This is a genomic window from Nocardia sp. NPDC005745 (assembly GCF_040630775.1).
Taxonomy (GTDB): domain Bacteria; phylum Actinomycetota; class Actinomycetes; order Mycobacteriales; family Mycobacteriaceae; genus Nocardia.
Genome location: NZ_JBEXYF010000011.1, coordinates 144066 through 157000 on the forward strand (window position 1 = coordinate 144066; position 12935 = coordinate 157000).

A 12935-nucleotide genomic window follows, 5' to 3' on the forward strand; every position below is an offset into this window, starting at 1 on the left:
GACGCGGCCCCGCTCACCCAACCCCGAGTTTCGAGCCAAATGACACCGAGCATGCGCCGCTCCCGGCCCGCCGCGAGCCCGAACGCGGCCATACCGTCAACGAATCACCCACACCGGTCGACCCGAACCCCACCCACCCGAGCCGCGCGCACTTCATCCCGACTTCGAACACCGACGCGCCCCGCGTACCCCAACTCCCGGTTCCGAGCGAAGCGAGACCGAGCATGCGCCGTTCGCGGCCCGGCTCGCGTTTGCGCGGCCGTCGCGTAGGCGACGAAGGAGCAAGCGGCGGTCGCGCAAACGCGAGCCAAAAAGGGGCCGCGAACACGCAGCGCCGAAGGCGCTGCCAAAGACTACGGCACGTAGCGGCGCAGGCGCCTAGCGGCGAACTCGCGGAAGTAGGACAACTTCTCCGGCGGCACGAGGGCCGGGAGCAGGAAGTACCACGCGCGCTCCATCCGGGCCGCCATCTGGTCGATGGATTCGGTGCCGACGGCGATGATGTGCACGCCCGCGGCCATCTCCTGCCAGAGCAGGCCGATGACCTCCGCGTCCAGGTCGGCGATCAGGTCGCCCTGGGCGATGGCTCGCTCGGCGAGCAGCCGGTAGGTGTCGCCCCAGTTCTTGGCGATGTTGTCGCCTTGGGCGCCGCGGTAGTCGCCGATCTGGTGGGTCAGCTTCAGCATGGCGCCGACCATCGGGTCGTTCATCGATAGATCGGCGACGACATAGGTGATGCCGATGCACGCTTCCAGCGCGGGCACCCGGGGATCGAAGAAGCCCTGACACGAGCTGGTCAGTCGCTCGTTGCCCTGGTCGACCACGGCGCGCGCCAGCTCTTCCTTCGAACCGAAGTGAAAATACAAGGCGCCCTTGGTCACATTGGACTGCGCGATGATCTCGCTCAGGCTCGCATTCGCATATCCCAAGCGCAGAAAGACATCGGCCGCGCCTGCCAGGACGGAGTCGCGGGTGATCTCCGCGCGCGCTTGCCTAGCCATCAGATCCGCCTGTCATCCCAAAACCAGCCATCCTGAAGTAGACCGACATCCCGAAGTTGACCGACTTACCGCCCGAACAGCACCCAAAGGATGGGTGAACCGTACCACCAGGCGCGCGCCCGGCAGCCAATTCGAGCATTCGACAAGACCCGCCGCGCAATTTGCTGGTTAACAATCCGGGTCACTCACCCGCGCTCGCGCGCCACTCCGAACTCAGTTGCGGCTCGGCCTCCAGATGGCTCAGCCCGTTCCAGCACAGGTTCACCAAGTGTGCCGCCACAACCTCTTTCGAGGGTTGGCGCTCATCGAGCCACCAGGTCGCGGCGGTGGCGACCTGGCCGACGAGCGCCTGCGCGTAGAGGGTGGACAGACTGGTGTCGAACCCGCGCCGCGCGAAATCTCCGGCCAGGATGTGCGCCACCTGATTGGTCGCCTCGTTGAGCAAACTGGAGTACCTGCCCTCGGCCGCCGCGGCGGGCTGATCGCGCACCAGAATTCGAAACCCGTCGGTTCGTTCTTCGATGTAGGTCAGCAGTGCCAGCGCGACCTGTTCGAGCCGGATACGCGATCGGTTCTGCGTGAGCGAGGAGGTGATCATGTCGAGCAGCATCGACATCTCGCGGTCGACGACGACCGCGTACAACCCCTCCTTGCCGCCGAAGTGTTCGTACACCACGGGTTTGGAGACCTGGGCGCGTTGCGCGATCTCCTCGATGGAGGTCGCGTCGTAACCGCGTTCGGCGAACAGCGCGCGCCCGATCTCGATGAGCTGCTGACGCCGCTGCGTGCCGGTCATCCGCGGCCGGGACACTCGATGCGACTCACCCGAAGACACCCCTGCTCCTCCGCCCTCTCCGCGTTGTTGCCGGTCGTGAGTGCCTCGGCGGTTTCCCTCCGACCGACGGTCGCATGCCGGGCGGGTCGCGGGCGAGCCCGGCGAGTTGCCCTCGTGCGTGTCGAGTCGGCCGTCGCACCGGGGCTCCGACGCACGACACCGGCATTCGGATACCACTGTCCCAGACCGGACGGGGATCCACCCGCCCGGCCCACCGGTCCGCCGCCGGCGTGTCTCCGGCCGTCCCGGCTCCGCCCTGGTACGGCCGGAATACGCGGACAGGCGGGCCGAACAATTCGCGGGGAGGCGGCCGAGTATGCGAGGATTCATCCCGTGCCGTGGCACAGCGGCGGGGTGTTCGCCAACCGCCGGTGTGGCAATCCGCCGTGGTGTAATGGCAGCACATCTGATTTTGGTTCAGAGAGTTCAGGTTCGAGTCCTGGCGGCGGAGCTCGAGAGCACGATGCCCTATCGTTGGCCCGCAGATCGCTGACCAAGCACGACGATGCCCCGCACGAGGACAGGCAGCCGAGGGAGATCCATGCCACAGCAGACCGCCGTCGTCGTTCTCGCAGCCGGTGCCGGGACGCGAATGCGGTCGAAGACCCCCAAGGTCCTGCATTCGCTGGCCGGTCGGAGCATGCTCGCCCACGCGCTGCATGCGGCGAACGAGATAGACCCCGCGTACCTCATCACCGTGGTGGGGCACGACCGCGAGCAAGTCGGCGCGGCGGTGACCGCGGTGGCCGACGAGCTGGGCCGGGAGATCACCCCGGCGATCCAGGAACAGCAGCTCGGTACCGGGCACGCCGTGCAGTGCGCGCTGGCCGCCCTGCCGGTCGGCTTTACCGGTGACGTACTGGTCACTTCCGCGGACGTGCCGCTGCTGGACGGGCACACCCTGGCCGCACTGCTCGACGAGCACCGCAGCTACGCCGAACGCCCCGCCGTCACCGTGCTGACCTTCGTACCGCCGGACCCGAACGGCTACGGCCGCATCGTGCGCGACGCGGAGGGCCAGCTGGCCGAGATCGTCGAGCACGCCGACGCCACCCCGGAGCAGGCCGCGATCACCGAGGTGAACTCCGGTGTGTACGCGTTCGACGCGGCGGTGCTGCGCACCATGATCAGCCGGCTGTCCACCGCCAACGCCCAGCACGAGCTGTACCTCACCGACGTGCTGCGCCTGGCCCGCGAGGCCGGTCACCCGGTGCACGGCGCACGCCTGGTCGACGCGGCCAAGGTCACCGGCGTCAACGACCGGGTGCAACTGGCCTCGGCGGCGCACACGCTCAACCGCTACATCCTGGAACGCCACATGCGCGCGGGCGTCACGATCATGGATCCCGCCTCGACCTGGGTCGACGCCGGTGTGCGCATCGGAAGGGACGCCGTGCTGCGCCCCGGCGTGCAACTTATCGGCAACACCGTCGTCGGCGAGGACGCCGAGATCGGCCCGGACAGCACGCTCACCGACGTCGTCGTGGGCGACGGCGCCCGGGTGATCCGCACCCACGGCGAGGGCGCCACCATCGGCCCGAAGGCGACCATCGGCCCGTTCAGTTACCTGCGGCCCGGCACCGTCGTGGGCGAGGTGGGCAAGCTCGGCGCGTTCGTCGAGACCAAGAACGCCTCGATCGGCGCGCATTCGAAGGTCCCGCACCTGACCTACGTCGGCGACGCCACCATCGGGGAGCACAGCAACATCGGTGCGTCCAGCGTCTTCGTCAACTACGACGGGGTGACCAAGCACCACACCGTGGTCGGTTCGCATGTGCGCACCGGCAGCGACACCATGTTCGTCGCGCCGGTGACGGTGGGTGACGGAGCCTATACGGCGGCGGGTACTGTACTGCGCAGAAACGTTCCGCCCGGAGCTCTCGCGGTCTCCGGCGGACCGCAGAAGAACATCGAGGGCTGGGTGCAGCGACACCGTCCGGGGACGGACGCGGCCCGCGCGGCGGCGGAAGCCGTCGCGGCCAAGGAGATGTCGGGTCAGGCAATAGAGCAAAAGGATGGCAATCAGCAGTGACCGCGTCATGGATCGATAACCAGAAGAACCTCATGCTCTTCTCGGGACGCGCTCATCCTGAGCTGGCCGAGCAGGTCGCCAAGGAACTCGACGTCCACGTCACGCCGCAGATCGCGCGGGACTTCGCCAACGGCGAGATCTTCGTCCGGTTCGAGGAGTCGGTCCGTGGTTCCGACGCCTTCGTCCTGCAGAGCTTCCCCGCGCCACTGAACAAGTGGCTGATGGAGCAGCTCATCATGATCGACGCGCTCAAGCGCGGCTCGGCCAAGCGGATCACCGCGGTGCTGCCGTTCTACCCGTACGCCCGCCAGGACAAGAAGCACCGCGGCCGCGAGCCCATCTCGGCCCGTCTGGTCGCGGATCTGCTGAAGACCGCGGGCGCGGACCGGATCATCACCGTCGACCTGCACACCGACCAGATCCAGGGCTTCTTCGACGGCCCCGTCGATCACATGCACGCGCAGCTGCAGCTGGCGGAGTATATCCGCACCAACTACAGCCTCGAACACATCACCGTCGTCTCCCCTGACTCCGGCCGCGTGCGCGTCGCCGAGAAGTGGGCCGACTCGCTGGGCGGCTCGCCGCTGGCCTTCATCCACAAGACCCGCGACCCGCTGGTGCCCAACCAGGTGAAGTCCAACCGCGTGGTCGGCGAGGTGGAGGGCCGCACCTGCATCCTGATCGACGACATGATCGACACCGGCGGCACCATCGCGGGCGCGGTCAAGGTGCTGAAGGAGGCCGGCGCGGGTGACGTGGTCATCGCCGCGACCCATGGCGTGCTGAGCGCGCCCGCCGCCGAGCGCCTCGCCAACTGCGGCGCCAAGGAGGTCGTGGTGACCAACACCCTCCCGCTGGTGGAAGAGAAGAAGTTCCCGCAGCTCACCGTGCTCTCCATCGCGCCGCTGCTGGCCCGCACCATCCGCGAGGTCTTCGAAAACGGTTCGGTCACCGGCCTTTTCAACGGCAACGCCTAAGCCTCACACCGCGGAAACGGCGGCTCGGACTCCGGTCCGGGCCGCCGTTTCCGCGTTCGCGTTAGCCGCGGCGATCGGTGGGGATACCGAGGGTATGGACACTGACCCGTTGGAGACCGAGATGGGGGATGACGACCAGGAGGACGAGATCCGCGAGTATCAGCGCAATATCGAGGATCCGCCCGACGACCTGCGCATCCGCTACCACGAGGACGAGGACGACGGCAGGCTCGGCATCGGTGACGAGCTGGATCAGGAGTGGACGCCGCACGACGGCCGCACCGAGGACGACGAGGCGGACGACCGGTCCGCTGAGGTGGCCGCGATCGAGATCGTCGACGACGAGGACCTCTGAGCCGAGTACCGCCCCGACTCGCCACGCTGTAGCAATCGGCTATCACGACGCGTGCAGCGTGGTAGGCATAGGTTGCGTGACCGGGACGACACGAGGAGGGTGCGATGAGCACGCCGAAGGATCCGGACCACACCGACGACGAGCGGCGGGAGCCGGAGGCACCGTCGTTGCCGAAACAGACCGGTGAGACCTCCGGTGACGAGCCCGCTCAGCCACTGACCGGCGCCGCCCCGGCCCAGACCGGCGCACCACCCACCGAGCACGATCCGGCCGCCGCGCGGCCACCGGAAAGCGAGCAGGGTTCGGCGGACCAATGGTGGCAGTCGGGCGGCACACCGCCCGCGGGCCCGCTGGGCGGTCAGTGGGGCGCGGAACCCAGCGGTCAACCGGCCGAACCTCAGCCCTGGGGCGCCGACGGGCCGGGCGGCCAGCAGTCCTGGGGCGCCGAACCCGCCGCGCCGGGGTCCCCGCTGTCGGGTTCCGCTCCCCAGCCTCCGACCGACGAGGAGACACGCCGGTTCACACCGGACGACCACGCTCGATACGGGTCGGGCGGACAACTGCCCTACCCGCCGTACGGACAGGCCGCCGACGCCGGGCAACCGTATCCGCCGGCCGGGCAACCTCAGTACCCGGCGGGCGGAGGGTACGACCAACCGGCGGCCGGTCCGCAATACGGCTACCCGTCCTACCCGCAGGAGGGGTACGAGCCGTATGCCACCCCGCCGAGGCCGCCGGGGAGCCAGGTGTACTCGATCATCGGGTTCGTCTGCGCGGTGACCGCGGTGCTGTTCTGCCCGATCTTGTTCGGTCCGGCCGGGATAATCCTGGGGATCGTCGGGCACAACAAGGGCGAATCGCTCGGCAAATGGGCAGCGATCGCGGCGGCCGTCGGGATGGTCATCGGCTTCATCGTGGGGTTCGCCGTGTTCGGCGGAGACTTCACGACGTAGATTTCCGGTATGCGTTCCTTCGGTGACACCAGCGCGGCGAGTGTGCGCGCATGACCGGATTCACGGGCTTCCCGCTGGCCGGGCTGGACTTCTACGAAGACTTGGAGGCCGACAACTCCAAAGCTTTCTGGACCGAGCACAAGAATGTTTACGACGAATCGGTACTCACGCCGATGAAGGCGCTCGTAGCCGAGCTGGAGCCGGATTTCGGCGCGGCGAAGATCTTCCGGCCATATCGGGACGTGCGATTCGCCAAGGACAAGACGCCGTACAAGACCGCGCAGGGCGCGGTGGTGCGTGCCGCGCCGGGCGTCGGCTGGTACGTCCAGATCAACGCCGCGGGCCTGTTCGTCGGCAGCGGCTTCTATCAGGGCTCGCCCGATCAGCTCGCGCAACTGCGCGCCACCATCGACGACGAGGTGCGCGGCGGCGAACTGGCGGCGATCCTCGCGAAACTCGCCGACGCCGGCTTGACCATCGGCGGGGAGAAGCTGAAGACCAAACCCAAGGGTTACGACGCCGACCATCCGCGCATCGAGCTGTTGCGGCACAAATCCATCACGTGCGGAAGGGAATTCGGCGCACCCGGCTGGCTGGACACGCCGCGGACGGCGAAGGAGGTCCGCGCCGCGTGGGAGACGATGCGGCCGCTGGTCGAGTGGCTCGCGGCGGTGGTCGGCGGCGCGCCCTCCCGGTGACCGCCGCCGACCGGAGCCCCGGTCAGCGCCGTCCGGCGAGGATCAGCGCGAAGCGATCGTCCGGATCGGTCCACACGTGCCCGGTGGCGAAGCCCGCGGCGGCGAGCTCGGCGTCGAGTCCATCGACCCGGAACTTCGCGGAGATCTCGGTGCGCATCTGTTCGCCGCGGCCGAAACGCACGGTGAGACCGAGGTCGGCAACCGTGACGGTCATGTCCTCGCTCGCCTCCAGCCGCATCTCGATCCACTCCCGCGCCGCGTCCCAGACCGCGATGTGCCGGAACTTCTCCGGCGCGAAGTCGGCGCGCAGGCGAGCGTTCAACACGTGCAGCACATTCCGGTTGAACTCGGCGGTGACGCCCGCCGCGTCGTCGTAGGCGGGCACGAGCACCGCCGGGTCGGTGACCAGCCCGGCGCCGAGCAGCAGTTGCTCACCCGGCTCGAGCACGGCGTGGATCCTGGCGAGGAATTCGGCCCTCTCCTCGGGGACGAGATTGCCGATGGTGCCGCCGAGGAAGGCGATCATCCGGCGACCGCCGCGCGGGAGGTTGTCGAGGGTGTCGGTGAAATCGCTGACCACACCGTGCACGCCGAGACCAGGGAACTCGGCCGCGACCTCGTCGGCCGCCGCCCGCAGCGCCGCGGACGAAACATCCTGCGGTACATACGTCTTCAAGGGTCCGCGCGCGCTGAGGGCGGTGAGCAGCAGACGGGTCTTGGCCGCCGATCCGGCGCCGAGTTCGACCAGCACCTCGGCCTGGGCGGCGTCGGCGATCTCGTCGACCACCCGCTCGAGCAGCGCGCGCTCGGTGCGCGTCGGGTAGTACTCGGGCAGCTCCGTGATCCGCTCGAAGAGTTCGCTGCCCTTGGCGTCGTAGAACCATTTGGGCGGCAGCCATTTCGGGGTCGCGGTCAGGCCCTGTGTGGCGTCCGAGCGCAGGGCCGTGTTCAGGTCGTCTTCGGTGAGGTGGATGTCCAGCGTGGCTGCGGTCATGGCGCGGGCCTTTCGGGTCAGAGGAGGGCGTCGACGGACAGCGCGCCGGGTCTGGCGCTCACCAGGCTGCGGTCCGGGATCGACCGCCACCGGGGGTCGTCGTCGAAGGGTTCGGAGGACACGAGCGCGAAATCGTCGGTGACCAGCACCGACAACGAATGGTGGCAGGTGGTCGCCCACAGTTGCGCGCCGTCGGAGAGCAGAAGATTCAGGCGTGCTTCCGGCGCCCGGTCGAGGATCGCGGACACCAGCAGCCGCAGTGCCGCCGGAGCGGCGGACCACTCGCCGTCCGGTGCGCCGGTCGCCAGCAGATCACACAGCAGTACCCACAGCGTGGCCGCGTCGGTGGCGGATTCCGCCTCCAGCAACCGCGCGGGAGTGAACAGATCCTCGGCGCCGAGTTCGGCGGCGATGAGCGCGAACTCCTCGGCTACGCCGGTCAGCGTGCGCCGCCAGTCCGGCACCACGCCGTTGTGACTGAACGCCCAGCGGTCACGGGTGAACGGCGCGCACGCGGACCGCTCGACCGGCATACCGACCGTCGCCGACCGCACCGCTGCGAGCACGGCGGCGGACTCCAGCTGCGGAAGTACCTCGTCCACGGCCGGGTCGGTCCAGATCGGCGCCGCGTTGCGGTAACGGCTGGCGGTGACCGTGTCGTCCGCTCCGACGCGCCACCAGGCGACGCCGAACCCGTCGGCGTTGATGGTGCCGCCGTGGCGCATGTCGCGCGGCGCCCATGCCTGCGTGTGCAGCGAATGGGAGCCGAGGGTCAACATGTCGCCTACCCGCACCGGCGGGCCGATGTAACCCAGGTGTCTACACATCGGCACCCGCCGACGCCACCTTCGACCTGTACGGACCGCTCACCTCGGGACAACTGTCCGGCCGCCGGCCGGAATGACGGGCGTCGCTCACTCGCCTTCTCCCGGACGCAGATCCCGCGCCAGGCGGAACCCGGCGAAGATCTGGCGACGGATCGGATGGTCCCAGTTCCGGAAGGTGCCGCGACAGGCCACCGGATCGGTGCCGAAGGAACCGCCGCGCAGCACACGGTAATCGCCGCCGAAGAACACCTCGGAGTACTCCCGGTACGGGAACACGCGGAAACCCGGGTACGGCTCGAAACCCGAAGCGGTCCATTCCCACACGTCACCGATCAGCTGGTGCACGCCTGCGGGAGACGCGCCGGACGGATACGCGCCGACCTCGGCGGGTTCCAGATGCCGCTGCCCGAGATTCGCGGTGGTCGCGTCGGGATCGGCATCACCCCAGGGGAATCGGCGCGACGCGCCGGTGGCCGGATCGAACCTGGCCGCCTTCTCCCACTCCGCTTCGGTGGGCAGGCGCTTACCCGCCCAGTTCGCGTAGGCCTCGGCCTCGAACCAGCACACGTGCACGACCGGCTGCCGCGGCCGCAGCGGGGTCATCACCCCGAATACCCGCCGCCACCAGCGCCCGGACGGATCACGCTCCCAGAACTGCGGCGCGACGAGGCCCGCCTCGGTGCGGTGCGCCCAGCCCCGCTCGGACCAGAGCTCGGGCCGCTCATAGCCGCCGTCCTCGACGAAAGCCAGGTATTGCTCGTTGGTCACCGGCGCGGCGTCGATCGCGAAGCCGGGCACCCGGACCGGATGCGCGGGGCGTTCGTTGTCCAGCGCCCACACGTCGGTCGAGGTGCCCATGGTGAATTCGCCCGCGGGGATCACGACTTCCCCGGTGACCGGCGCCGCGGCGGTGGGTGCGGCCGCCGCGGCGAGCACCGGTGCGCCCGCGCGCAACTGGTGGGTGGCCAGCATGGTCTCGTCGTGCTGCTGCTCGTGCTGGGCGATCATGCCGAACGCGAACCCGTCATCGATCAGTGGCCGGCCTCGTAGGTCGCTGCGCTCCAGCACATCCCACACCTTGTCCCGCACGGCGCCGACGTAGTCGCGGGCCTGGCCGGGATCGAGCAACGGTAGTTCGGGCCGGTTCGCGCGGGCGTGTTTGAAGGCGTCGTAGAGCTCGTCGATGTCGGCGCGCACCGCGTCGCGGCCGCCGACGTCGCGCACGAGCCAGAGTTCTTCCTGATTGCCGATGTGCGCGAGGTCCCAGACGAGTGGGCTCATCAGGCGCGAATGCTGGGCTACCAGTTCGGCTTCGTCGAGGCAATCGGTGAGGGTGAGGGTTCGTTGCCGGGCGCGCGTGAGCACCTCGGCGATCCGGTCGCGCAGCTGTTCGGTACCGGAGTGGTCGGTGAAGGCGGAATGGGAAGTGGTCACGGGAAACGTCTCCGGGATTCGTGCTGATCGGCGTCTGCGCTGCTGGGCGACTCGGCGTGGTCGACCGGGTCGCTGTCGGGGAAATGCGGTCGGCTGCTGGTCACAGGGCTGTCTCCGTGGGCTCCGTGCTGTGCTCGGTGTCGTCTTCAGTCGGGGTGCGTCCGTGACGACATCGTTTCGCGGCGGATTCCACGGCACGGGCCGCGTCGTCGGTCGCGGTGTGCTCGGCCGCCAGGCGTAGCAGGGCGACCGCACCGGCCCGGATGTCGGGATCGGCCAATCCGTAGCGGGCGGCATCGACCCAGCGGCCGGCCAGCGGCGCGGCGATCGAGCTCGCCTCCGCGACCACTGCCGGGCTGGACATGAGCGCGTCGATCACGTGCACCGGCACGGTCCACGCATCGCCGGGCTGGGCGTCGATGTAGCGGACCTCCAGGTGGCCCGAAGCGCGCACCGGCGGGAACAGCGTGGTCAGGTGGTAGTCGAGGTCGCCGATGCCGGGGCGGCGGCCGACCTCGTCGTCCAGTGCGCCGGACAGCCAGTCGGCGAAGGTCGCACCGGGCGGTGCGGACCATTCCGCGCAGTCGCCGTCACCGCCCTCGGCGCCGCCGTCCGGTGGGCGCACGCACAGCAGCGGCACGTCCAGCGCCCATCTGCCGTACGCGGCGATCGGGTCGGCCCAGTCCAGCACCGGCGGGCGGGTGCGCGTGTTGTCCAGCCGCAACCAGGCCCGCATGCGCTGAGACGCCCATGTTCCCGGCGGCGCGCCACGCAGGCCGGGTGAACAGGCGAAGGCGGCCAGCAGCGCCGGTCCGACGGCGTACAGGGCGCTCCAGCGCGCGATGACGTCCGCGCGGTCGGCCCCCGCGTCGACGCTGACCTGGGTGGCCGCGGTATTGCACATCATCAGTTTGCCGAACGGTCCGATGCCACCGAAGGAACGCTCCATCGCGCGATAGCGCGGCAGCTGAAGCAAGCGCTTGGGGCGGCGGTCCGCGTCGGCGGCGACGGAAACGGGGCGGATGGACCGGGATTCGAGAAGTTCCCGCAACAGGCGGGCATCATCGCGCAGCCGATCACACAGCTGCGCGGCAGCTCCGTAGGGAGCGCTGGAGAGTTCGATCTGACCGCCGGGTTCCAGAGTGACCCGGCTGCCCCCCGGCAAGGCGAGCGCCGGCGAATCGGGGGCGATGGACCGTGGTGCGTACGGTCCGAGTGCGTCCGCCATGGCGGACAGCTGGGGGCGCGGAGCGGCCGAAGGACCCGACGCCGAACACTCACCCTGCACCGTGAGCCATTCGAGTTCGGCGCCGATCAGCGCTGGTGGCCCGAGCTTGAAACACACCCCTCCGACATATGCTTCGGCCGCCGCGCGGGAGGACAGTTCTCCCTGCTCGGTGGCACACCCGGCCGACTCAGGACTCTCGAGCGTGACCGCCATGCCAACCTCCAGTGGGCTCCGGGACGTAGTCCGCTGCTCTTCGGTTATCGCCATTCTGCTCGGCGGTATTCCACTCCCCGGCCGAAATTCGCGTGCGGCGATCCATCCAGCGTAGCGACGCAGGCCGACAAGAAACCGACATGAAGCCGAACAATTCACCCGATAGGGTCGGCTCCATGCTGGATGACGATCGCGTACGAGCCGACACTCCCGGATGCGCGCCGGGGCCCGGACCGGGACCCGTTTTCCTCGACAGCGCCGGCTCGTCGCTGCCCCCTCGGGTCGTCACCGACACCGTCGTCGCGCATCTGCGCAGGGAGGCGGAGATCGGCGGCTATCGCGCCGCGAACGAGCGGCTCGACGATCTGGCCGATGTCAAGACCGCGATCGGCGCGCTGATCAACGCCGCACCCGAGAGCATCGCGCTCAGCGACAGCGCCACGCGTTCGTGGGCGGACTTCTTCTACTCGGTACCGCTCGCCGCGGGCGATCGCATCCTGGTCTCCGAGGCCGACTACGCCAGCAACGCCATCGCCGCTCTGCAGCGGGCCCGCGCCACCGGCGCCACGGTGGAGAGGATTCCCAGCGACGGGACCGGGCAGATCGACTTGGACGCGCTGTCGGCGCTGGTCGACGAGCGGGTCAAGCTGGTGTCGGTGCTGCACGCGCCGACCAACGGCGGGCTGGTCAATCCCGCGGCCGAGGCGACCCGGATCGCGCACTCGGTCGGCGCGCTGGTGCTGCTGGACGCCTGTCAGTCCGCCGGGCAGCTGCCCCTGGACGTGGCCGAGCTCGGCGTCGACGCCTTGTCGGCCACCGGCCGCAAGTGGTTGCGCGGCCCGCGCGGCACCGGTTTCCTCTACCTGCGGCCGGAGTTGGCGCGCTCGATGGAACCCGCCCGGCTCGACCTGCACGGCGCGCAATGGACCGGCCCGCAGGACTACCGGCTCGCGCCCGATGCCAGCCGCTTCGAGTTCTGGGAATGCGACGTCGCGGGCAGGCTCGGCCTGGGCGCCGCTGTGCGATACCTGCTCGAACTGGGCCCGGAAGACGTCTACGCCGCGATCGCGGCCCGCGCCGAGCACCTGCGCAAGGCGCTGCCGGAGATTCCGGGGGTGACCGTGCGCGACATCGGTCTGCGGCACAGCGGCATCGTGTCGTTCACCGTGGACGGCGTCGACTCCGTCGAGGTGCGCGACCGGCTGCTTGCGCAGGACATCACGGTCACGGTCAGCCACGCCGGTTCGACCCTGCTGGATATGACCGGCCGCGGCCTCGACTCCGTCGTGCGCGCCTCGCCGCACTGCTTCGTCGGCTTCGACGAACTCGATCGCTTCGTCACCGCGGTGGCGGAACTGCGCGCTTGAGCCGCGAGCGGCCCGCGACAC

The 12935-nt window shown here is 69.4% G+C and carries 12 protein-coding genes and 1 tRNA gene; 7 read left to right on the plus strand and 6 right to left on the minus strand.

Features of this window, described 5'->3' with window-relative positions:
* Positions 1-353 precede the first annotated feature (353 nt).
* Positions 354-1001, minus strand: coding sequence for a TetR/AcrR family transcriptional regulator (locus tag ABZ420_RS14535; protein ID WP_357121941.1), 648 nt, complete (start codon positions 999-1001; stop codon positions 354-356).
* 181 nt (positions 1002-1182) lie between these two features.
* The gene (locus ABZ420_RS14540; RefSeq protein WP_040869782.1) at positions 1183-1797 is read right to left on the minus strand and encodes a TetR/AcrR family transcriptional regulator; all 615 of its coding nucleotides are present in this window, start codon (positions 1795-1797) and stop codon (positions 1183-1185) included.
* A 419-nt stretch (positions 1798-2216) separates the two neighbouring features.
* Between ABZ420_RS14540 and ABZ420_RS14545 the strand changes: the two genes are divergently transcribed.
* The 6 genes from ABZ420_RS14545 to ABZ420_RS14570 all read left to right on the plus strand — a co-directional run bounded on the left by ABZ420_RS14545 (position 2217) and on the right by ABZ420_RS14570 (position 6851).
* A tRNA-Gln gene (locus tag ABZ420_RS14545) sits at positions 2217-2287 on the plus strand.
* Between the two features lie 90 nt (positions 2288-2377).
* Positions 2378-3868: a bifunctional UDP-N-acetylglucosamine diphosphorylase/glucosamine-1-phosphate N-acetyltransferase GlmU gene (glmU, locus tag ABZ420_RS14550; RefSeq protein ID WP_357121944.1), complete on the plus strand. Its 1491-nt coding sequence runs from the start codon at positions 2378-2380 to the stop codon at positions 3866-3868.
* A complete protein-coding gene (locus tag ABZ420_RS14555) occupies positions 3865-4845 on the plus strand; it encodes a ribose-phosphate diphosphokinase (RefSeq protein ID WP_357121947.1) in 981 nt (326 codons plus the stop codon). Before glmU ends, ABZ420_RS14555 begins: the two co-directional genes overlap by 4 nt.
* Positions 4846-4939: 94 nt before the next feature.
* Complete coding sequence (locus ABZ420_RS14560; RefSeq protein ID WP_357121949.1) at positions 4940-5200, plus strand: hypothetical protein; 261 nt, start codon at positions 4940-4942, stop codon at positions 5198-5200.
* 104 nt (positions 5201-5304) lie between these two features.
* Positions 5305-6153 carry a hypothetical protein gene (locus ABZ420_RS14565; RefSeq protein WP_357121952.1) on the plus strand — a complete coding sequence of 283 codons (849 nt, stop codon included), beginning with the start codon at positions 5305-5307 and terminating at the stop codon, positions 6151-6153.
* A 50-nt stretch (positions 6154-6203) separates the two neighbouring features.
* Positions 6204-6851, plus strand: a complete 648-nt coding sequence (locus tag ABZ420_RS14570) for a DUF2461 domain-containing protein (protein WP_357121954.1) — start codon at positions 6204-6206, stop codon at positions 6849-6851.
* Positions 6852-6873: 22 nt separating this feature from the next.
* On the opposite strand, the gene egtD is transcribed toward ABZ420_RS14570, so the two are convergent.
* The 4 genes from egtD to egtA all read right to left on the minus strand — a co-directional run bounded on the left by egtD (position 6874) and on the right by egtA (position 11547).
* A complete protein-coding gene (egtD, locus tag ABZ420_RS14575) occupies positions 6874-7845 on the minus strand; it encodes an L-histidine N(alpha)-methyltransferase (RefSeq protein WP_357121957.1) in 972 nt (323 codons plus the stop codon).
* A 17-nt stretch (positions 7846-7862) separates the two neighbouring features.
* Positions 7863-8672 (minus strand): ergothioneine biosynthesis protein EgtC, encoded by an 810-nt coding sequence (egtC, locus tag ABZ420_RS14580; RefSeq protein WP_357035832.1) that lies wholly within the window; start codon positions 8670-8672, stop codon positions 7863-7865.
* Between the two features lie 87 nt (positions 8673-8759).
* The gene (egtB, locus tag ABZ420_RS14585) at positions 8760-10106 is read right to left on the minus strand and encodes an ergothioneine biosynthesis protein EgtB (protein WP_357121959.1); all 1347 of its coding nucleotides are present in this window, start codon (positions 10104-10106) and stop codon (positions 8760-8762) included.
* A gap of 100 nt (positions 10107-10206) precedes the next feature.
* Positions 10207-11547: an ergothioneine biosynthesis glutamate--cysteine ligase EgtA gene (egtA, locus tag ABZ420_RS14590; protein WP_357121962.1), complete on the minus strand. Its 1341-nt coding sequence runs from the start codon at positions 11545-11547 to the stop codon at positions 10207-10209.
* A 176-nt stretch (positions 11548-11723) separates the two neighbouring features.
* Here egtA and ABZ420_RS14595 point away from each other — a divergent pair, with 176 nt between their 5' ends.
* The gene (locus ABZ420_RS14595) at positions 11724-12914 is read left to right on the plus strand and encodes an aminotransferase class V-fold PLP-dependent enzyme (RefSeq protein WP_357121965.1); all 1191 of its coding nucleotides are present in this window, start codon (positions 11724-11726) and stop codon (positions 12912-12914) included.
* Positions 12915-12935: the final 21 nt, after the last annotated feature.